Annotated in this window: 24 protein-coding genes; 12 read left to right on the forward strand and 12 right to left on the reverse strand. The window is 48.4% G+C overall.

Features of this window, described 5'->3' with window-relative positions:
• The first annotated feature begins 1 nt into the window (after position 1).
• A complete protein-coding gene (gene pmrA / locus IX31_RS15440) occupies positions 2-664 on the forward strand; it encodes a two-component system response regulator PmrA (RefSeq protein WP_034459711.1) in 663 nt (220 codons plus the stop codon).
• The gene (gene pmrB / locus IX31_RS15445) at positions 661-1,719 is read left to right on the forward strand and encodes a two-component system sensor histidine kinase PmrB (RefSeq protein ID WP_034459713.1); all 1,059 of its coding nucleotides are present in this window, start codon (positions 661-663) and stop codon (positions 1,717-1,719) included. Before pmrA ends, pmrB begins: the two co-directional genes overlap by 4 nt.
• Positions 1,720-1,768: 49 nt before the next feature.
• Here pmrB and cgtA read toward each other — a convergent pair whose 3' ends face one another.
• The 4 genes from cgtA to rplU all read right to left on the reverse strand — a co-directional run bounded on the left by cgtA (position 1,769) and on the right by rplU (position 4,668).
• Entirely contained in the window at positions 1,769-2,941 is a 1,173-nt protein-coding gene (gene cgtA / locus IX31_RS15450) for an Obg family GTPase CgtA (RefSeq protein ID WP_034459715.1), read from the reverse strand.
• Between the two features lie 16 nt (positions 2,942-2,957).
• Positions 2,958-3,923 (reverse strand): DMT family transporter, encoded by a 966-nt coding sequence (locus tag IX31_RS15455; protein ID WP_034459718.1) that lies wholly within the window; start codon positions 3,921-3,923, stop codon positions 2,958-2,960.
• 157 nt (positions 3,924-4,080) lie between these two features.
• Positions 4,081-4,338: a 50S ribosomal protein L27 gene (gene rpmA, locus IX31_RS15460; protein WP_024549632.1), complete on the reverse strand. Its 258-nt coding sequence runs from the start codon at positions 4,336-4,338 to the stop codon at positions 4,081-4,083.
• A gap of 18 nt (positions 4,339-4,356) precedes the next feature.
• The gene (gene rplU / locus IX31_RS15465; protein WP_034459723.1) at positions 4,357-4,668 is read right to left on the reverse strand and encodes a 50S ribosomal protein L21; all 312 of its coding nucleotides are present in this window, start codon (positions 4,666-4,668) and stop codon (positions 4,357-4,359) included.
• A gap of 261 nt (positions 4,669-4,929) precedes the next feature.
• Between rplU and ispB the strand changes: the two genes are divergently transcribed.
• Positions 4,930-5,901: an octaprenyl diphosphate synthase gene (ispB, locus tag IX31_RS15470; protein WP_034459725.1), complete on the forward strand. Its 972-nt coding sequence runs from the start codon at positions 4,930-4,932 to the stop codon at positions 5,899-5,901.
• Between the two features lie 224 nt (positions 5,902-6,125).
• On the forward strand, positions 6,126-6,389 hold the full coding sequence (gene sfsB / locus IX31_RS15475) for a DNA-binding transcriptional regulator SfsB (protein ID WP_034459727.1): 264 nt from the start codon (positions 6,126-6,128) through the stop codon (positions 6,387-6,389).
• 47 nt (positions 6,390-6,436) lie between these two features.
• On the opposite strand, the gene IX31_RS22945 is transcribed toward sfsB, so the two are convergent.
• The 8 genes from IX31_RS22945 to mlaF all read right to left on the reverse strand — a co-directional run bounded on the left by IX31_RS22945 (position 6,437) and on the right by mlaF (position 12,687).
• Positions 6,437-7,794, reverse strand: a protein-coding gene (locus IX31_RS22945; RefSeq protein WP_122974027.1) for an IS3 family transposase whose coding sequence is annotated in 2 segments (ribosomal slippage) — positions 6,437-7,332 and positions 7,332-7,794 — 1,359 coding nt in all. Because the reading frame shifts where the segments join, the coding sequence is not laid out codon by codon here.
• Between the two features lie 79 nt (positions 7,795-7,873).
• Positions 7,874-9,142, reverse strand: coding sequence for a UDP-N-acetylglucosamine 1-carboxyvinyltransferase (murA, locus tag IX31_RS15490; RefSeq protein ID WP_034459732.1), 1,269 nt, complete (start codon positions 9,140-9,142; stop codon positions 7,874-7,876).
• A 53-nt stretch (positions 9,143-9,195) separates the two neighbouring features.
• Entirely contained in the window at positions 9,196-9,450 is a 255-nt protein-coding gene (ibaG, locus tag IX31_RS15495) for a BolA family iron metabolism protein IbaG (RefSeq protein ID WP_034459734.1), read from the reverse strand.
• A 125-nt stretch (positions 9,451-9,575) separates the two neighbouring features.
• Positions 9,576-9,878 carry a lipid asymmetry maintenance protein MlaB gene (gene mlaB, locus IX31_RS15500; protein ID WP_034459737.1) on the reverse strand — a complete coding sequence of 101 codons (303 nt, stop codon included), beginning with the start codon at positions 9,876-9,878 and terminating at the stop codon, positions 9,576-9,578.
• Entirely contained in the window at positions 9,878-10,507 is a 630-nt protein-coding gene (gene mlaC / locus IX31_RS15505) for a phospholipid-binding protein MlaC (protein ID WP_034459740.1), read from the reverse strand. The genes mlaB and mlaC overlap by 1 nt, the downstream gene beginning before the upstream one ends.
• 18 nt (positions 10,508-10,525) lie before the next feature.
• Positions 10,526-11,077: an outer membrane lipid asymmetry maintenance protein MlaD gene (gene mlaD, locus IX31_RS15510; RefSeq protein ID WP_034459743.1), complete on the reverse strand. Its 552-nt coding sequence runs from the start codon at positions 11,075-11,077 to the stop codon at positions 10,526-10,528.
• 4 nt (positions 11,078-11,081) lie between these two features.
• Complete coding sequence (gene mlaE / locus IX31_RS15515) at positions 11,082-11,864, reverse strand: lipid asymmetry maintenance ABC transporter permease subunit MlaE (protein WP_034460130.1); 783 nt, start codon at positions 11,862-11,864, stop codon at positions 11,082-11,084.
• 7 nt (positions 11,865-11,871) lie between these two features.
• A complete protein-coding gene (gene mlaF, locus IX31_RS15520) occupies positions 11,872-12,687 on the reverse strand; it encodes a phospholipid ABC transporter ATP-binding protein MlaF (protein WP_034459745.1) in 816 nt (271 codons plus the stop codon).
• A 231-nt stretch (positions 12,688-12,918) separates the two neighbouring features.
• On the opposite strand from mlaF, the gene IX31_RS15525 reads away from it, so the two are divergent.
• From IX31_RS15525 to hpf, 8 genes are all read left to right on the forward strand, one after another.
• Positions 12,919-13,896 (forward strand): calcium/sodium antiporter, encoded by a 978-nt coding sequence (locus IX31_RS15525; protein ID WP_034459747.1) that lies wholly within the window; start codon positions 12,919-12,921, stop codon positions 13,894-13,896.
• Between the two features lie 15 nt (positions 13,897-13,911).
• Positions 13,912-14,898, forward strand: a complete 987-nt coding sequence (gene kdsD / locus IX31_RS15530) for an arabinose-5-phosphate isomerase KdsD (RefSeq protein ID WP_034459749.1) — start codon at positions 13,912-13,914, stop codon at positions 14,896-14,898.
• A 16-nt stretch (positions 14,899-14,914) separates the two neighbouring features.
• On the forward strand, positions 14,915-15,481 hold the full coding sequence (kdsC, locus tag IX31_RS15535; RefSeq protein ID WP_034459751.1) for a 3-deoxy-manno-octulosonate-8-phosphatase KdsC: 567 nt from the start codon (positions 14,915-14,917) through the stop codon (positions 15,479-15,481).
• Positions 15,478-16,053, forward strand: coding sequence for an LPS export ABC transporter periplasmic protein LptC (gene lptC / locus IX31_RS15540; protein ID WP_034459753.1), 576 nt, complete (start codon positions 15,478-15,480; stop codon positions 16,051-16,053). Before kdsC ends, lptC begins: the two co-directional genes overlap by 4 nt.
• Complete coding sequence (gene lptA / locus IX31_RS15545) at positions 16,022-16,579, forward strand: lipopolysaccharide ABC transporter substrate-binding protein LptA (RefSeq protein ID WP_034459756.1); 558 nt, start codon at positions 16,022-16,024, stop codon at positions 16,577-16,579. The genes lptC and lptA overlap by 32 nt, the downstream gene beginning before the upstream one ends.
• A gap of 6 nt (positions 16,580-16,585) precedes the next feature.
• Positions 16,586-17,311, forward strand: coding sequence for an LPS export ABC transporter ATP-binding protein (gene lptB, locus IX31_RS15550; RefSeq protein ID WP_034459758.1), 726 nt, complete (start codon positions 16,586-16,588; stop codon positions 17,309-17,311).
• Positions 17,312-17,415: 104 nt separating this feature from the next.
• A complete protein-coding gene (rpoN, locus tag IX31_RS15555) occupies positions 17,416-18,849 on the forward strand; it encodes an RNA polymerase factor sigma-54 (protein ID WP_034459760.1) in 1,434 nt (477 codons plus the stop codon).
• 22 nt (positions 18,850-18,871) lie between these two features.
• Complete coding sequence (gene hpf / locus IX31_RS15560) at positions 18,872-19,159, forward strand: ribosome hibernation promoting factor (protein ID WP_034459762.1); 288 nt, start codon at positions 18,872-18,874, stop codon at positions 19,157-19,159.
• Positions 19,160-19,189 lie beyond the last annotated feature (30 nt).

Below are 19,189 nucleotides of genomic sequence, written 5' to 3' on the forward strand. Positions count from 1 at the left end.
TATGAAACTGCTGATTGTTGAAGACGATTTACTGTTACGGGAAGGCCTGGTGCTGGCACTGAACAGCGAGGGTTACGCTCTTGATTGCGCAACGACTGCTGCCGAAGCCGATGCGCTAATAGACAGTGGTGAATACAGCATGATCATCCTCGATCTTGGCCTACCGGATAAAGACGGCGCGACGCTGTTAAGGCAATGGCGTCGCCGCAGTATCAGCACGCCAGTGCTAATACTGACCGCACGTGATGCGCTGGAAGACAGAGTTAACGGGCTGGATTCGGGCGCCGATGATTACCTGGTCAAACCTTTTGCGCTCGCCGAGTTACAGGCCCGCACGCGGGCATTGATTCGCCGTTATCAGGGACATAGCGATAACCTTCTTCAGCATGATGATCTGACACTCAACCTGCAAACTCAGCAAGTGCTGCTACAAGACCAGCCTGTTGAAATCACGCCAAAAGAGTTCGCGTTACTCACACGCTTGATGATGCGAATCGGGCAGACGGTTCATCGTGAAACATTACAGCAAGATATCTACAGTTGGCAGGATGACCCAGGCTCAAATACGTTAGAAGTGCATATCCACAATCTTCGACGCAAGCTAGGCAAGGACAGAATAAAAACCGTGCGTGGTGTTGGCTATCGACTGGAGAGCCGAACATGAATAGTATGCGCCAGCGATTAATGATTCTTCTTGCTCTTATTCTTTTGTTTTTCCAGTTAATTAGTGTCATTTGGTTATGGCATGAAAGTCGCGAGCAAATCAGTTTCCTCGTCAGTGAAACGCTTTCTGCCAAGGCACGAAATCAGCATGTAGAGAAAGAGATCCGCGAAGCTATTGCTTCATTGCTAGTTCCTTCTCTGGTGATGATTGGTTTCACATTGTTCTTCTCTTTCTGGGCGATCACCTGGATTACACGTCCATTGAATCGCCTGCGCACCAGCCTTGCTAATCGTTCAGCTGATAACCTTACACCTCTGCCAATGTATTCAGATATGGAGGAGATGGTTGCCGTCACCAATTCACTGAATCAATTGCTGGCAAGGCTTGATCATACTATTCAGCAGGAACGCTTATTTACAGCAGATGCAGCCCATGAGCTTCGTACACCGCTTGCCGGCATCCGGCTGCATCTTGAATTGATGGCAAATTCAGGCGTTCAGCAAGCTCCTATGCTGCTGGAGCGAATAGATCAGCTGATGCATACCATAGAACAGTTGCTGATGCTCGCGCGCGCAGGGCAGGCTCTGGCGAGTGGGCATTACGATACGTTGAACTGGCAACGTGACATTATTTCGCCGCTCAAAATGGAAATGGATGAAATGGTCGCCTTGCGCGATCAAACCATTATCTGGGCAAAAGAAAGTGAAAATATGGTGCAAGGAGATGCAGTGCTGCTGCGCCTGATGCTACGTAATCTGCTGGAAAATGCATCCCGTTACAGCCCGACGAAAAGTATTATAACGGTTTCGTTAGACGCTCAGGGGACTGGCGCAACACTGATGGTTGCTGATCAGGGACCAGGGATAAATGAACAGCACCGCAAGACGATTACCGACCCGTTCCGTCGTATGGATGAACGTTATGGTGGAAGTGGTCTTGGTCTGAATATTGTCCAACGTATTGTGCAGTTACACCATGGAAGGTTAGATTTGGAAAATGGCCCAGAGAGCACTGGTCTGCTGGCACGTTGCTGGATACCTTCGCAAAGCCAATAAAAAAGGCCGGAAAATTCCGGCCCTTCATTAGATAACGTCAGATAACGTCTTATTTCTGATAGATGATTTCAACACCTTCGTCGTCATCTTCATCCCAGTCGTCATCCCAGTCATCATCTTCTTCTGCTTCTACTGCATCGAGTTGCTGCTGATGATAATCATCCCACATAAACTCGACTTTCTCAGGAGCAACAGGCTGAAGCTCAGCGATTTTCGGGTTAGCAATGATGAAGTCCATTACATCCCAGCACAGCGCATTCACACCTTCGCGATTAACCGCAGAGATCAGGTAGTATTTCTCTTCCCAGCCCATTGCGGTCGCAATTTCTTTTGCACGCGCTTCGGCGTCTTCTTTGCTCATCAAATCGCATTTGTTGAAGACCAACCAACGTGGCTTCTCAGCAAGTTTCTCGCTGTATTTCTCCAATTCACCAATGATGACCCGGCCATTTTCAACCGGATCGGATTCGTCAATTGGTGCGATATCGATGAGGTGCAACAGCACACGGCAACGCTCAAGGTGTTTCAGGAAGCGGATACCGAGGCCTGCGCCTTCAGCCGCACCTTCAATCAACCCTGGAATATCGGCAACCACAAAGCTCTTCTCGTTATCCATACGGACAACACCAAGGCTTGGGATCAGGGTAGTAAACGGATAATCCGCTACTTTTGGTTTTGCTGCAGAGACAGAACGAATAAAGGTAGATTTGCCCGCATTAGGCAAGCCAAGCATACCAACGTCAGCCAGCAGTAACAGCTCAAGTTGAATATCGCGCTTCTCACCTGGGGTACCCATGGTTTTCTGGCGTGGTGTACGGTTTACAGATGACTTGAAACGGGTGTTACCCAAACCGTGCCAGCCGCCTTTAGCAACCATCAGTCGCTGACCATGCTGGGTCATGTCACCCATAGTCTCGCCAGTGCCCTGATCGATAACACGAGTCCCTACAGGTACCTTAACGGTAATGTCTTTACCACGTTTACCGGTACAGTCACGGCTCTGGCCATTTTGACCACGTTCAGCGCGGAAAGATTTCTCAAAGCGATAGTCGATAAGAGTATTGAGGTTTTCGTCAGCCTCAAGCCACACATCACCGCCATCACCGCCGTCACCACCGTCCGGGCCGCCTCTGGGAATATATTTTTCACGACGGAAGCTAACGCAGCCGTTACCGCCATCACCTGCTACGACCAGGATCGTTGCTTCATCAACAAACTTCATTTCACTTCTCCGTAAATCATTCGCCCGAACGTTGTACTGGAAGAACAGCTTCGGTTTTGCGCCAGCGTCCCCAAAGACGGTGACCAATGGCTGAATACATCGCACCTGCTACCACGACAAACGCACCGCTATAACCGACAAGGTTAAGCAACGGCATGGCGAAGAAATCGGGCCAGGCTAACGCTAATAAATCTGAAAATAGCAAAGTAAACAGCGGAGTTAGCGTAATAATGGCGCTAACCTGTGCCGCCTGCCACCTTGCCATGGCTTCTGCCAGTGCCCCATACCCAACCAGTGTATTCAGGCCACAGAAAACTAAACACGCCAGTTGCCAATTACTGAGTTGGAAGATTTTATCCAACTGAGCCAATGGAAAAAGCGCAAGAGTACATAAAGTGTACAATAAAAAGAGGATCTGTTGCGAGGCCAGGCGGCGTAATAATACCTTCTGCGCCACACCATAGGTGACCCACACTGTCGCCGCCAGAACACCGAAAATCACCCCCAGGGTGTAATCTGTCAGGCGGGTAAAAATTTCTATCAGGCTGGTATTAAAAAACATCACCAACCCGCAAAGTAACATTATGGCCCCGATGACCTGCGTGCCGCGCATTTTCTCTTTTAGCACCACCACACTTGCCACCATCATTCCCACCGGGGAAAGCTGACCAATGACCTGTGATGCCGTCGGGCTTAAATACTGTAGTGATGAACTAAACAGCAAAAAGTTGCCGAACAAGCCACCCGTTGCAATCGCGAGTAGGCCTAACCAACGAGGCTTTCTGAACAACGCCAACGGAGGCAATTTTCCGCGTATTGCGAGAATGCAACCCAAACCCAGACTTGCCATCAGGAAGCGATAAAAAACAACTGTTGGCGGTTCCATTACCGTCAGCACCTGTTTCATCGCTATTGGCAATGCACCCCAGCAAATTGCTGTTGTAAGCGCCAGGAGAATGCCAATGCCAGCCTGCTGTTTCATGCTTCATTCCCTGCGACTATACCCATAATCCTTCAAGCTGCAGGGGCGTTGAGTGCAACTCGAATACTAATGGGTATACCTGATTTACCGGCCGCAGAATGTAAAAAGCCCCGCAACGTGTTGCGGGGCTTCTATCCGTTACCGGGACGCGAAAAACTTATTCAGCAACGATGCTGATGAACTTACGGTTTTTCGGACCTTTAACTTCGAACTTAACTTTACCGTCAGTCAAAGCGAACAGAGTATGATCTTTGCCGCAACCTACGTTAGTACCAGCGTGGAATTTAGTACCACGTTGACGAACGATAATGCTGCCTGCCAGAACTGCTTCACCGCCGAAACGTTTTACGCCCAGACGTTTAGCTTCGGAATCGCGACCGTTACGAGTAGAGCCGCCAGCCTTTTTATGTGCCATTTAATATGCTCCCCTGTATTAAGCGCTGATGCCGGTGATTTTCACATCAGTGAACCACTGACGATGACCCTGCTGCTTACGGTAGTGTTTACGACGACGAAACTTAACAATCTTAATTTTCTCGCCACGACCATGAGCAACAACTTCAGCTTTGATTACGCCGCCATCGACGAAAGGAACGCCGATTTTGATTTCTTCACCATTAGCGATCATCAGAACTTCTGCGAACTCAACTGCTTCGCCAGTTGCGATGTCCAGCTTTTCCAGGCGAATGGTTTGACCTTCGCTTACTCGGTGTTGTTTACCACCACTTTGGAAAACCGCGTACATATAAAACTCCGCTTTCCGCACGCACCTTACGTATGTTTCAGGTGGCGCTATAAATATTCACAATAGGGCGCGAATATTACGCAAAACGAGAGCCTTTGACAAGCCCTGTCATTAAACAGAGTAGAAAAAAAACGCAGCATCACACCAGCCGTTTATCTGCCTCGTTTTTTCAGTACAATCTGTACTACATTATTACTCCTCTACCCTCACGTGATTCCATAAAGACATGTGGTAAACAGGACTTTAAGCCAGACTTTTGCGATGAATTTAGAAAAAATTAACGAGTTAACCGCGCAAGATATGGCGGGAGTCAATGCGGTCATCCTTGAACAGTTGAATTCAGATGTCCAATTGATCAATCAGTTAGGGTACTACATCGTCAGTGGCGGTGGTAAACGTATCCGCCCAATGATTGCTGTTCTTGCTGCTCGCACGCTTGGTTATCAGGGAAGCGCACACATCAATATTGCGGCGCTCATTGAATTTATCCACACCGCGACACTGCTTCATGATGATGTCGTTGATGAGTCAGATATGCGTCGCGGGAAGGCAACTGCTAACGCTGCATTTGGCAATGCCGCTAGTGTATTGGTTGGTGATTTTATTTATACCCGCGCCTTCCAGATGATGACTCAACTAGGCTCGCTCAAGGTTCTGGAAGTGATGTCCGAAGCGGTGAATGTAATTGCCGAGGGTGAAGTTCTGCAATTGATGAATTGTAATGACCCTGATATTACCGAAGAAAGCTATATGCGGGTGATTTACAGCAAAACAGCGCGTTTATTCGAAGCTGCAGCGCAATGCTCAGGTATTTTAGCTGATGCCACTGCAGAACAAGAACAGGCACTTCAGGATTATGGTCGCTATCTCGGGACTGCTTTCCAGCTTATCGATGATCTTCTTGACTATAGTGCTGATGGCCAAACGCTTGGTAAAAATGTGGGTGATGACTTGAACGAAGGCAAGCCTACTCTCCCTTTGCTGCACGCAATGCGTAACGGTAGCGCTGAGCAAGCAAAAATGATTCGTGAAGCTATTGAACAAGGCAATGGGCGTCATTTACTGCAGCCAGTATTAGATGCTATGGCTGCCTGTGGCTCACTGGAATGGACTCAATTACGAGCAGAACAAGAAGCTGACAAAGCTATTTCAGCTCTGAATGTTCTGCCTGAAAGCGAGTACAAAGAAGCTTTAATTGCTCTGGCTCGTATGGCTGTTCAACGCGATCGTTAATCTCTATTTAGTGCGCCGTTCAAAGGCGCACTAAGTTTCCAATAAATTTATTCAATCCTTCAAAATTACTCTCCGCAGAACTCTGTACTCATTGGTTTCATTCACTTTGTGCGTGTTAACACAAATTTGAATTTTTACGCCATTTATTGGAGTCTTTTGGATGCATGCTGTGCTATAACCGCAATTGAGCAAACCGGTAAATAGAAGCGGTTACAGGGAGAAACATGGAAAGTAACAATACTGACTGGCACCCGGCAGATATCATTGCAGGGCTGCGCAAACGCGGAACATCACTTGCGGCTGAATCACGGAAAGCAGGTTTAAGCTCTTCTACTTTGGCTAATACGTTGACACGACCCTGGCCAAAAGGTGAATTAATCATCGCGCAGGCACTGGAAACTTCACCTTGGGTGATTTGGCCTTCACGCTACTACGATCCGCAAACTCATCAGTTCATTGACCGAACGAGCTTGATGCGGAAAAGATAAAAAAAACCGGGCAAGTGAACTGACCCCATAAAGTTGGACGGTTTATATCAGGCGGCTATCTGGGCCTGGGTTCGGTACTCTACCGGACTCAGGCCTTTTAGTTTCTGTTTTATTCTTTCATGGTTGTAATAGTAGATATATTCGTCAATAGCATCCCGTAACTCCCTGATGCTTTTATACTCCTCCAGATACAGGCATTCCGTTTTCAGCGTGCCGAAGAAGCTTTCTATCACCGCATTGTCATAGCAGTTTCCCTTGCGTGACATACTCTGTTTCAGCCCTGCTTCCCTGAGTCGCTTCTGATAGTGCGCCATCTGATACTGCCAACCCTGGTCTGAATGTACCAGCGGATATTCACCTTCACTCAGAACCGACAGCGCCTTACTCAGCATATCGTCCACCATCGACAGAACGGGTCGATGCTCCATCTGATACGCCACGATTTCACCGTTATACAGGTCAAGGACCGGGGATAAATACAGCTTTTCCCCGGCAATTTTAAATTCTGTCACGTCTGTTACCCACTTCTGGTTGGGTTTGTCTGCACTGAACTGGCGGTTCAGCACATTACCCGCAGCTTTGCCATATCGCCCTTTGTAAGAGTTGTATTTCTTCCTTCTGATACAGGCGGTTAAGTCTAACTGCTGCATCAGTCTCTGAACCGTTTTATGATTCAGTGAACTCCCTTGCCGACGACCGGCCAGCGTGATACGCCGGTATCCATATCGCCCTTTATGCTTATGGAACAGCGCTAAAATCTGATGCTTATCATCAGCATATTTGTCCGGTTTTTTCGCGCAAGCCAGCTGCCAGTAAAACGTACTTCTGGCCAGCTCCGCCGCTTTTAACAGACGAGCCAGGGGATGCTGCGGCCTTAACTCATTCACGACCTGTGTTTTCTGCCGCGTTCTGGCGTGTTTTTTTCCCTGAGTAAGGCCTGAAGCTTTTTTAGATAAGCYACTTCGACGCGTAGCTGCTCGAGCTCCTCACGTTCGTCCGGGTTAAGGGGCGTTTGAGGCGTGTTGACTGATTTATTTCCAGGGGTATCCGGCATCGTTTTTTTCCTGCGGCGGTTATCTGTCAGGGCTTGCAGACCGCCTTCATCATACAGTCGTTCCCACTCACAAACCGTGGAAAAGGCAGGAATAGAGAATGTTGCACAAACTTCGCGAACAGACTGTCGATGCTCACGCATATACAGGATGACGGACTCTTTAAAGACAGGAGAGTAGGTGAAGCGTCGTGTGGTTAGCCCGGCTTCGCCATGAAGCTTCCAGACGGCAGACCACTTACGAACGGCACTGTGATCGATACCAAAACGCTTTGCTGTCGCTTTGTACCCTTCCAGACCGGAAAGATAGTGCTTCACAACCTGAAGTTTGAAGCTAAGAGAATATTTGCTCATAAAAAACTGCACCTTACTCGGTTGGGTGTCCAACTTTTTGGGTGCAGTTCACAAGCCCGGTTTTTTTTCACAACGAATGTTATTCGCCGCTATTACCTTTCACACGTTCAATCTTCGCACCTAACGCCTGAAGTTTATCTTCAATGCGCTCGTAGCCACGATCGATGTGGTAGATACGATCCACCACTGTGGTCCCTTCTGCGATACAACCCGCCAGAACGAGGCTTGCAGAGGCGCGTAAGTCAGTTGCCATCACTTGTGCACCAGACAGCTTCTCAACGCCGTGGCAAATCACTGTATTGCTCTCAATCTCTGCGTGTGCGCCCATACGGATAAGTTCCGGAACGTGCATGAAGCGATTTTCAAAAATCGTTTCAGTGATTACGCCTGTACCTTCCGCCACGAGGTTCAACAAAGTGAACTGAGCTTGCATGTCGGTAGGGAAACCTGGGTGCGGCGCAGTACGGATTGTCACGCCTTTAGGACGTTTACCGTGCATATCGAGGCTCACCCAATCTTCGCCGACTTCAACGTCCGCGCCTGCTTCACGCAGTTTCGCCAGCACCGCATCAAGCGTGTCGGGTTGGGCATTACGGCAAACAATTTTCCCGCCAGAAATCGCAGCTGCCACCAGGAAAGTACCGGTTTCGATACGATCTGGCACCACACGATAAACACCACCACCCAGGCGCTCAACGCCCTGGATAGTAATGCGATCGGTGCCTGCACCAGTGATTTTCGCACCCAACGTGTTGAGGAAGTTCGCTGTATCAACGATCTCCGGCTCACGGGCAGCGTTTTCAATGATAGTTGTACCTTCTGCAAGGGTTGCAGCACTCATGATGGTGACAGTGGCGCCTACGCTCACTTTATCCATCACAATATGCGCGCCCTTCAGGCGGCCCTGAACAGAAGCTTTAACGTAGCCTTCTTCCAGTTTGATTTCCGCGCCAAGCTGTTCAAGACCCGTAATGTGTAAATCAACAGGACGTGCGCCAATTGCACAGCCACCAGGTAAAGAGACCTGACCCTGGCCGAAACGTGCGACCAACGGCCCCAGCGCCCAGATAGAAGCACGCATGGTTTTAACCAGATCATAAGGCGCACAGAAGATATTTACTTCACTGGCATCGATCCACACTGAACCGTTACGTTCAACTTTGGTACCCAACTGGCTTAACAGCTTCATTGTGGTATCAATGTCTTTCAGTTTTGGAACGTTTTGAATCTCAACTGGCTCTTCGGCCAACAGCGCTGCGAAGAGGATCGGCAGCGCGGCGTTTTTCGCCCCGGAGATCGTCACTTCACCACTCAGTCGGGTTGGCCCCTGAACTCGAAATTTATCCATTGCAACTGCTCTCTATTAAATTCAAATCGTTACAACCCGCCGTGGCGAATTGCTCAAAAACCATTAAGTTTACGATCGCGATCCCACTCTTGCGGAGTATAGGTCTTGATGGAAACCGCATGGATACGGTTATCAGCAATCAGCTCCATCAATGGCGCATAAACTGTTTGTTGCTTCTTCACGCGACTTAACTCGGCGAATAACTCACCCACCGCAATCACTTGAAAATGGCTGCCATCGCCTGAGACGTGGACTTCCTGGAGGGGCAGTGCGTTCATCAGCACTGTCTGAATTTCATGATTTTCCATGGGATATAATTCGTCGGTTAAGGAAACAAGCCACACATCTTAGAGGAAAGTGGCGTTGGCTTAAATAAGCAAAAAGCCCCTGATCCAATAAGATCAGGGGCAATGATAGTAACGCTATGAAAACATTAGCCTGCAAAAGCAGGAAGGATGTCTTCTGGCAGATTATAAAGTTTGGTCAGCGTCTGTAAGTTCTCGCTGGCGCCCTGGAGTTCTATCTCAACATTTTGACGCCTTGCGAAATCTACAAGATGAATCAAAAGCGCTACACCTGAAGTGTCAACGCGCGATAAACCCGAAAGGTTTAACACCTTGATACCTGCCATGATTTGCTCACGCTGGAGCCAGACTGGCCCCACCGTATCGCTATCTAACTCACCCGTGAGGTGCAATGTTGCTGCTTCACGCTGCCAGTTAAGTTCACCAGCCATTACTTTTTGTTTTCCAGTGTAATTGGCAGCTTAGAGATTGATTGCAGTTGAGCCGTCAAACCATCAATCCCTTTGGTACGCAGGATATCGCTCCACTCGTTTTGTTTAGTGGTAATCATGCTTACCCCTTCAGCAATCATGTCGTAAGCCTGCCAGTTACCGGTCTGCGTATTTTTGCGCCACTGGAAATCAAGACGCACAGGTGGACGGCCATTTGGATCAACAATAGTTACGCGAATCGCTATGATAGTGGCATCACCCAGAGGCTGCTCAGGTGCGATTTGATAGGATTGCCCGTTATACATCGCAAGCGCCTGGCCATAGGCCTGTTTCAGATACGCTTCGAACGCTTTGAAGTAGGCATCACGCTGTGCAGGCGTTGCATCTTTATAGTAACGGCCCAGTACCAGCGCACCCGCATATTTTACCTGCACATATGGCAGAAGTTCCTGCCCAACTACATCACGCAAATAGTCCGGATTCTGACGAATCTTAGGCTGCTCGTTTTTCAAGCGATCAAATGTTTTTTGTGCCGCTTCGCCCATCAGTTTGTATGGATTACTTTGATCCGCAGCATTCGCCAAAGGTGCAATAACCAACATGGCAATCATAATAAGTCGTTTAAACATAGAACGTTTCCTCTTAGATTAGTGCGTCGTGCCAGGCTGTGGCGCTGCACTATTATTCTCTGAATCCTGCGCTGAGGAATCCCCTGAGTTCTGATTATCGCTATTACCGCTTTTATACAAGAATTGGCCAATCAGGTCTTCTAGCACCAGAGCTGATTTAGTGTCCTGAATCGTGCCGCCCTCTTTAAGGATAGATGAACCGAGTTCAGGGTCATCAAAACCGAGATTCAGCGCAAGGTACTGCTCACCCAATAAACCTGAAGTACGGATCGCCAACGAACTGGTATCCGGAATATGGTTATAGCGTTCTTCGATATCCAGGGTGACGCGTGGTAAGTAAGTTTTTGGATCAAGAGTAATGTCATCAACACGTCCAATCACTACACCGCCAAGGCGCAGTGGAGAACCCGTTTTCAGGCTGCCGATATTGTCAAAGGTCGCGTAAACCCGGTAAGTTGGTTCACTGCGCAGCGAAGTGACGTTTGCCACTTTAAGACACAAAAAGACAATGGCAGCCAACGCGATAATCAAAAACGCCCCAACCCCAGTTTCAAATTTCTTAGTTTGCATGAACTTAATTCCCAAACATCAGTGCAGTGAGCACAAAATCCAGCCCTAAAACGGCCAATGAAGCGTGCACAACGGTTCGTGTTGTTGCCCGGCTAATCCCTGCGGACGTAGGAATAGCATCGTAGCCATTGAATAACGCAATCCAGGTCACGGTTATCGCAAACACGACGCTCTTGATAACACAGTAAATCAGATCGGTACGCCAGTTAACGGCATCTTGCATGGCTGACCAGAAGAATCCAGAGTCGATTCCCTTCCAGTTCACACCAACCAATGCTCCTCCCCATACCCCTACTGCGACAAAGATAAGCGTCAGTAATGGCAAGGAAATTACACCAGCCCAAAAACGAGGAGAAACGACACGGCGCAAAGGGTCAACCGCCATCATCTCCATACTGGAGAGCTGTTCTGTTGCCTTCATCAGGCCAATTTCTGCAGTCAAAGCCGAACCAGCGCGTCCTGCAAACAGCAGCGCTGCCACTACAGGTCCAAGCTCACGCAATAGCGACAAGGCAACGAGCATCCCCAGGCTTGATTCCGCACTATAAGTCGTCAGAACTAAGTAGCCCTGCAAACCAAGAACCATGCCGATAAACAGACCAGAAACGATGATAATCAGCAGCGACAATACGCCGACGTTATACAGCTGGCGAATCAGTAATGGCGCGTGTTTGCGGAATTCCGGTTTACCCACCAGCGCATTAAAAAGCATTATCCCGGCCCGGCCAAATGACGCGCAGGTTTTCAAACCCCGCTCTCCGAACGATGCCAGTGCATTAAAGAGCATGAGTAACTTAACTCCCTGTTTCTGATAATAAGTCATTCCGATAATCCGTTGCCGGATAGCGGAACGGTACTGGTCCATCGGCAATACCGTCGAGGAATTGACGAACCCGCGGATCACTATTTTCTCGCAAGGCCGTTGGTGTTCCTTCAGCGACGATATGCTGATCTGCTGCAATATAGGCGTAATCTGCAATGCTCAGCACTTCAGGCACATCGTGCGAAACCACGATACAGGTAACACCCAATGCGCTGTTTAATTCTGAAATCAGTTTGACCAACACACCCATAGTAATAGGGTCCTGACCAACGAATGGCTCATCAAACATAATCAGGTCGGGTTCGAGTGCGATGGCGCGTGCAAGGGCAGCCCGTCGAGCCATACCGCCAGAGAGTTCATTTGGCATCAGTTTAGCTGCTCCGCGTAATCCCACCGCCTCAAGCTTCATCATCACAGTGCTATGCAGCAACTCCTCCGGCAAGCGGCGGTGCTCCCGTAGTGGATATGCCACATTTTCAAAGACATTGAGGTCAGTAAATAACGCACCGGATTGAAACAGCATACTCATACGCTTACGTACGTTATAGAGACGCGAGCGCGACATGGCAGGCACGTTTTCACCGTCGAACAGGATTTCACCATTGTCAGGCTGAATCTGACCACCAATCAGGCGCAATAATGTCGTTTTACCAATTCCTGAAGGCCCCATGATGGCAGTAATTTTGCCACGAGGCACGTTCAGGGAAATATTGTCAAAGATGCGCCGACTGCCGCGAGTAAAGCTAACATCGCGAATTTCGACCAGATTCGTCTGCGTCTGGCTCATCATCTTTCCTTTTATCAAGTTCACGCACGAAGTATTGGATAGCAACTCAGTTCCAACCCAACATTTTCACAGAATATTCTCTGCCCTGATTAGCGAAAATTGGCATTTGTTTTACTTTTCTGCCACATAAAGTCAGAATTAAGAATTCATATCATAACCTACAGATCTGTATGCTCTGCCGGTACTTTCACAACACGAGACCGGCGATTATACCTGAATAAAGGATTTTGCATGCTGTTAGCTACAGCTCTGTTAATTATCGGTTTGCTTTTGGTTGTCTACGGGGCAGATCGTTTGGTGTTTGCCGCATCAATACTTTGCCGCAGTTTCGGAGTTCCCCCGCTTCTTATCGGTTTAACCGTAGTCAGCATCGGGACATCATTACCTGAACTTCTCGTGGCAAGCTCTGCTGCTCTAAATGGCCAATTAAATTTAGCGGTGGGAACAGCATTAGGTTCGAATATTACCAATATCTTACTCATTCTCGGCCTCGCGGCACTTTTACATCCATTTACCGTGAATTCCGATATTCTACGCCGTGAATTACCCCTAATGTTAGTCGTCAGTGGCGTGATCGGATGGCTTCTTTTCGACAACCAGCTTAGCCGTATTGATGGCGTAATACTGATTACTGTCGCAGTAGCTTATCTGCTGTTTACGATTAAAATAGCTCGCTTTGCTGGAAATGAAGGGGCTGACAACCTGACCCGCGAACAGCTGGCAGAGCTTCCTCGTGAAGGGAGCCGTCCTGTTGCATTTTTATGGCTCGCCGTGGCTTTAATCATTATGCCGATGGCCACACGTATGGTTATCGATAACGCCAGCGTACTGGCGCATTACTTTGGCGTAAGCGAGTTAGTGATTGGCCTGACGATTATTGCGGTTGGCACGAGTCTGCCTGAACTTGCAACGACCATTGCAGGTGCGCGTAAAGGCGAAGACGATATTGCGATTGGCAATATCATCGGCTCGAACATTTTCAATATTGTGTTGGTATTGGGAATTCCGGCCTTGATTGCACCGGGTGAAATTGACCCGCATGCCTTTGCCCGTGACTATTGGGTCATGTTGGTCGTCAGTACCATTTTTGCATTACTTTGCTGGCGTAAATCACGCTCTATCGGCAAGGCAGCAGGTGCTCTGTTAACATGTAGTTTCTTCGTATGGATTGTGGTGCTGTGGTTTATTGCATCACCTGTCGTAGGGTAAAGCGGAACGGAAATTATGTCACAGATAGAATTACAACCGGGTTTTGACTTTCAGCAAGCAGGTAAAGAAGTACTGAAAATCGAACGTGAAGGCCTGGATCAGCTCGAGCAATACATCAACACAGACTTTTCTGCGGCCTGTGAAAAAATGTTTTATTGCCAGGGCAAAGTCGTTGTCATGGGTATGGGCAAATCTGGTCACATCGGTAAAAAGATGGCGGCAACTTTTGCAAGTACCGGTACACCTTCGTTTTTCGTTCACCCAGGTGAAGCAAGCCATGGCGACCTCGGCATGGTTAGCACGCAAGATATTGTTATCGCTATTTCTAACTCTGGCGAATCGAACGAAATTCTGGCGCTAATTCCAGTTCTCAAACGATTGCAGGTGCCACTGATTTGCATCACCAGCCGCCCGGAAAGCTCAATGGGCAAAGCGGCCGACGTCCATCTATGTGTCAAGGTTCCCCAGGAGGCTTGCCCTCTGGGACTGGCTCCAACGTCCAGCACCACGGCAACACTTGTGATGGGTGACGCGCTTGCTGTTGCTCTGCTGAAAGCTCGTGGCTTTACTGCAGAAGATTTTGCTCTTTCTCACCCAGGCGGTGCATTGGGACGTAAACTGTTATTACGTGTCAGCGATATTATGCACACTGGTGATGAGATCCCGCATGTCAGTAAAGATGCGTCATTGCGCGATGCATTACTGGAAATAACGCGCAAAAATATGGGTATGACCGTAATCTGTGACTCCCTGATGAAAATTGAAGGGATCTTTACTGATGGTGACTTGCGTCGAGTCTTTGATATGGGCGTTGATCTCCACTCCCTGAATATTGCAGATGTCATGACTGTCGGCGGAATTCGTGTTCGCCCAACGTTATTGGCGGTTGATGCACTGAACTTGATGCAGTCTCGCCATATAACCTCAGTACTGGTTGCAGATGGCGAGCAACTACTGGGTGTGGTACATATGCATGACATGCTACGCGCAGGCGTGGTTTAACAAAGGATTAGCCTTAATGAGTAACCATGAAGCGTCTCTTGCCACTTGTTATGGGCCGGTAAGCACGCGCGTGATGGAGCAGGCAGCAAACGTGCGCCTGCTTATTTTAGATGTTGACGGAGTAATGTCTGACGGCCTGATTTATATGGGTAATAGCGGCGAAGAGCTGAAAGCATTCAACGTGCGTGATGGCTATGGGATTCGCTGTGTGCTGACTTCTGATATCGAAGTGGCGATTATTACTGGCCGAAAAGCAAAACTTCTTGAAGACAGGTGTGAAACACTTGGCATTACCCATCTTTATCAAGGGCAATCTGACAAGCTGCTGGCTTTTCAGGATCTATTAGATAAGCTCGCCATTCCCGCTGAGCAAGTGGCTTATGTCGGGGATGATTTAATCGACTGGCCTGTAATGGCTAAAGTAGGTTTGAGTGTCGCGGTAGCGGATGCTCATCCTTTACTTATTCCTCGTGCCGACTACGTTACACGTATTGCTGGCGGGCGAGGAGCAGTACGCGAAGTCTGCGATCTCCTTTTACTGGCCCAAGGAAAGCTTGATGAGGCCAAAGGGCTATCTATATGAGTAAGACCAGACGTTGGGTTATCATCCTGCTCTCATTGCTGGCACTGGTATTGATTGGTGTAAATCTGGTCGATAAAGACACTGTTGCGCCACAAACAGTAAATAGTAACGAGCCGACCTATAAAAGTGAACATTCTACGACTCTCGCCTACAGTCCTGAAGGGGCTTTAAATTACCGCCTGGTCGCAGAACATGTTGAATATTTTTCCGATACCGCTATTTCGTGGTTCACCAATCCGGTGATGACACAGTATGACGAAAACAAAGTAGCAACCTGGTCATTACGGGCAGATCGCGCCAAACTGACTAACGATCGGATGCTGTATTTGTACGGGAATGTGGTACTGACAGCTCTGACACCAGATTCACAGCTACGCAAAATTACCACGGACAATGCGCAGGTTAATTTAGTCACTCAGGATGTTGCGTCTGATGACCAGGTAACCTTGTACGGAACCAGCTTTAACTCTACCGGCCTCAAAATGCGTGGAAACTTACGCAGTAAAAATGCCGAGCTGATTGAAAAGGTTAGAACATCCTATGAAATCCAGAATAAACAAACTCAGCCGTAATTTAGTACTGACCAGTACGCTTTTAGCCGCCAGTTTTTCGGCATTTGCGCTGACCGGTGATACCGATCAGCCGATTCATATTGAATCTGACCAGCAGTCGCTGGATATGCAAGGCAACGTCGTCACCTTCACCGGCAATGTGATCGTGACACAAGGCAGTATCAAAATTAACGCCGATAAAGTGGTTGTGACCCGCCCTGGCGGTGAGCAAGGTAAAGAAGTGATTGATGGTTATGGTAATCCTGCCACTTTCTATCAGATGCAAGATAGCGGTAAACCCGTTAGCGGCCACTCAGCGACCATGCACTATGAGTTGCAAAACGACTTTGTCGTTCTGACCGGTAACGCTTATCTCGAGCAGGTCGACAGTAATATCAAAGGCGACAAAATTACCTACCTCGTTAAAGAGCAGAAAATGCAGGCCTTTAGCGAAAAAGGTAAACGAGTCACCACGGTTCTGGTCCCTTCTCAATTGCAGAAAAAAGACGGCAAGGCTCCGGCGCCAGCCCCGAAAAAGAGTAACTAATTCGTTATGGCTACTTTAATTGCAAAACACCTCGCCAAAGCCTACAAAGGCCGCCGCGTTGTTGAAGACGTCAGCCTGACCGTTAAATCAGGTGAAATTGTTGGTTTGCTTGGCCCTAACGGTGCAGGCAAAACGACGACTTTTTACATGGTTGTTGGCATTGTTCCGCGTGATGCAGGCAACATCATTATTGATGACGAAGACATCAGTCTTCTGCCGCTTCATGCGCGTGCCCGTCGTGGCATTGGCTATTTACCGCAAGAAGCGTCAATTTTCCGTCGCTTAAGCGTGTTCGATAACTTGATGGCAGTCCTGCAAATTCGTGATGATCTCAGCGCTGAGCAGCGTGAAGACCGCGCGAATGAGTTGATGGAAGAGTTTCACATTGAGCATTTGCGCAACAACCTCGGGCAGTCGCTGTCGGGTGGTGAACGCCGTCGTGTCGAAATTGCCCGAGCTCTGGCCGCAAACCCGAAATTTATTCTGTTGGACGAACCTTTTGCGGGTGTTGACCCAATCTCCGTCATCGACATCAAGCGAATCATCGAACATTTGCGCGACAGCGGGCTTGGTGTGCTGATTACTGACCATAACGTACGCGAAACGTTGGCCGTGTGTGAACGAGCCTACATCGTAAGCCAGGGCCAGTTAATTGCCCATGGCACGCCTGCGGAAATCCTGGAAGATGAGCATGTTAAGCGCGTCTATCTGGGCGAAGAGTTCAGACTCTGATAGGGTAGGAAGTATAATTATTAATACTCAGGGTAATTCGAGTTGCCCACGTTCCTGCAACTCGAAGTATGCTGGGTATATACCTGAGGAAGCTCGCTCTGAATATGAAGCAAGGTTTGCAATTACGACTTAGCCAACAACTTGCTATGACTCCACAGTTACAGCAGGCAATTCGTCTGTTGCAACTGTCAACGTTAGAGCTTCAGCAAGAACTCCAGCAAGCACTGGAAAGTAACCCACTGCTTGAGCAAACCGATCTGCATGAAGAAATTGAAACTCAGGAAGTTCGTGAAAACGAAGCGTTAGATACTCGTGAAGCTCTCGAACAAAAAGAGATGCCTGACGAATTGCCGTTAGATACCAGTTGGGATGAAATCTACACCGCAGGTACACCATCAGGAACCGGCACAGATTACATTGACGACGAGTTACCGGTTTATCAGGGGGAAACTACCCAGTCGCTTCAGGATTATCTGATGTGGCAGGTCGATCTTACTCCGTTTTCTGATACCGATACCGCCATTGCGACATCAATCGTTGATGCTGTTGATGAGATGGGCTATCTGACAGTTTCGCTTGATGAAATTCTCGAAAGCATGGGTGATGACGAAATCACCATCGATGAAATAGAAGCGGTACTTAAACGCGTTCAACGATTCGACCCCGTAGGTGTCGCTGCACGCGATCTACGCGATTGCTTGCTGATCCAGCTTTCGCAATTTTCCCGTGAAACACCGTGGCTGACCGAGGCACGACTGATTGTCAGCGATCATCTGGATCTGCTCGCCAATCATGATTTCCGTAGCCTGATGCGCGTCACTCGCTTAAAAGAAGAAGTGCTGAAAGAGGCTATGTGCCTGATTCAGTCTCTTGATCCACGTCCTGGTCAATCGATTCAAACCAGTGAACCCGAATATGTCATTCCCGATATTCTGGTCAAAAAGATTCAGGGGCGCTGGACGGTTGAACTAAATGCCGACAGCATTCCACGCCTTAAAATAAATCAGCAGTACGCTGCGATGGGTACCAATGCCCGTAACGACAGCGACTCGCAATTTATTCGCAGTAACCTGCAAGAAGCGAAGTGGTTGATTAAAAGTCTTGAGAGTCGCAACGATACGCTGCTGCGTGTCAGTCGCTGTATCGTTGAGCAGCAACAAGGTTTTTTTGAACACGGCGAAGAGCATATGAAACCAATGGTTCTTGCTGATATCGCCCAGGTAGTCGAAATGCATGAATCGACTATTTCCCGAGTGACCACGCAAAAATATTTGCACAGTCCACGCGGCATTTTTGAATTGAAGTATTTCTTCTCAAGCCATGTGAATACCGAAGGCGGAGGTGAGGCCTCGTCAACGGCGATTCGGGCACTAGTGAAGAAATTAATTGCGGCAGAAAACCCTGCGAAACCTCTAAGTGATAGCAAGTTAACGACTATGCTATCCGATCAGGGGATCATGGTGGCCCGCCGCACTGTTGCGAAGTACCGAGAGTCTTTATCCATACCACCGTCAAATCAGCGTAAACAGCTGGTATGACTTAACCGATAAGGAAGACACTATGCAGCTCAACATTACAGGACATAACGTCGAAATCACTGACGCACTGCGCGATTTTGTGAGTACGAAGTTTGCCAAACTGGAGCAGTACTTCGAAAGAATTAACCAAGTCTACATTGTGTTAAAAGTGGAAAAAGTCACGCATATTGCCGATGCGACGCTTCATGTGAATGGTGGTGAAATCCATGCAAGCTCTGATGGCCAGGATATGTATGCGGCAATTGATGGCTTAATTGATAAACTGGCGCGCCAGTTAACCAAACATAAAGATAAACTAAAACAACACTGATAATCCGGGCAACTGTTTTGGCATATACCC

The organism is Buttiauxella noackiae, from assembly GCF_000737905.1.
Classification (GTDB): domain Bacteria; phylum Pseudomonadota; class Gammaproteobacteria; order Enterobacterales; family Enterobacteriaceae; genus Buttiauxella; species Buttiauxella noackiae.

Coding starts and splice junctions, on each gene's coding strand:
- pmrA (WP_034459711.1), top strand. CDS start 2: ATGAAACTGCTGATTGTTGAAGACGATTTACTGTTACGGGAAGGCCTG.
- pmrB (WP_034459713.1), top strand. CDS start 661: ATGAATAGTATGCGCCAGCGATTAATGATTCTTCTTGCTCTTATTCTT.
- cgtA (WP_034459715.1), bottom strand. CDS start 2,941: ATGAAGTTTGTTGATGAAGCAACGATCCTGGTCGTAGCAGGTGATGGC.
- IX31_RS15455 (WP_034459718.1), bottom strand. CDS start 3,923: ATGAAACAGCAGGCTGGCATTGGCATTCTCCTGGCGCTTACAACAGCA.
- rpmA (WP_024549632.1), bottom strand. CDS start 4,338: ATGGCACATAAAAAGGCTGGCGGCTCTACTCGTAACGGTCGCGATTCC.
- rplU (WP_034459723.1), bottom strand. CDS start 4,668: ATGTACGCGGTTTTCCAAAGTGGTGGTAAACAACACCGAGTAAGCGAA.
- ispB (WP_034459725.1), top strand. CDS start 4,930: ATGAATTTAGAAAAAATTAACGAGTTAACCGCGCAAGATATGGCGGGA.
- sfsB (WP_034459727.1), top strand. CDS start 6,126: ATGGAAAGTAACAATACTGACTGGCACCCGGCAGATATCATTGCAGGG.
- murA (WP_034459732.1), bottom strand. CDS start 9,142: ATGGATAAATTTCGAGTTCAGGGGCCAACCCGACTGAGTGGTGAAGTG.
- ibaG (WP_034459734.1), bottom strand. CDS start 9,450: ATGGAAAATCATGAAATTCAGACAGTGCTGATGAACGCACTGCCCCTC.
- mlaB (WP_034459737.1), bottom strand. CDS start 9,878: ATGGCTGGTGAACTTAACTGGCAGCGTGAAGCAGCAACATTGCACCTC.
- mlaC (WP_034459740.1), bottom strand. CDS start 10,507: ATGTTTAAACGACTTATTATGATTGCCATGTTGGTTATTGCACCTTTG.
- mlaD (WP_034459743.1), bottom strand. CDS start 11,077: ATGCAAACTAAGAAATTTGAAACTGGGGTTGGGGCGTTTTTGATTATC.
- mlaE (WP_034460130.1), bottom strand. CDS start 11,864: ATGCTCTTTAATGCACTGGCATCGTTCGGAGAGCGGGGTTTGAAAACC.
- mlaF (WP_034459745.1), bottom strand. CDS start 12,687: ATGAGCCAGACGCAGACGAATCTGGTCGAAATTCGCGATGTTAGCTTT.
- IX31_RS15525 (WP_034459747.1), top strand. CDS start 12,919: ATGCTGTTAGCTACAGCTCTGTTAATTATCGGTTTGCTTTTGGTTGTC.
- kdsD (WP_034459749.1), top strand. CDS start 13,912: ATGTCACAGATAGAATTACAACCGGGTTTTGACTTTCAGCAAGCAGGT.
- kdsC (WP_034459751.1), top strand. CDS start 14,915: ATGAGTAACCATGAAGCGTCTCTTGCCACTTGTTATGGGCCGGTAAGC.
- lptC (WP_034459753.1), top strand. CDS start 15,478: ATGAGTAAGACCAGACGTTGGGTTATCATCCTGCTCTCATTGCTGGCA.
- lptA (WP_034459756.1), top strand. CDS start 16,022: ATGAAATCCAGAATAAACAAACTCAGCCGTAATTTAGTACTGACCAGT.
- lptB (WP_034459758.1), top strand. CDS start 16,586: ATGGCTACTTTAATTGCAAAACACCTCGCCAAAGCCTACAAAGGCCGC.
- rpoN (WP_034459760.1), top strand. CDS start 17,416: ATGAAGCAAGGTTTGCAATTACGACTTAGCCAACAACTTGCTATGACT.
- hpf (WP_034459762.1), top strand. CDS start 18,872: ATGCAGCTCAACATTACAGGACATAACGTCGAAATCACTGACGCACTG.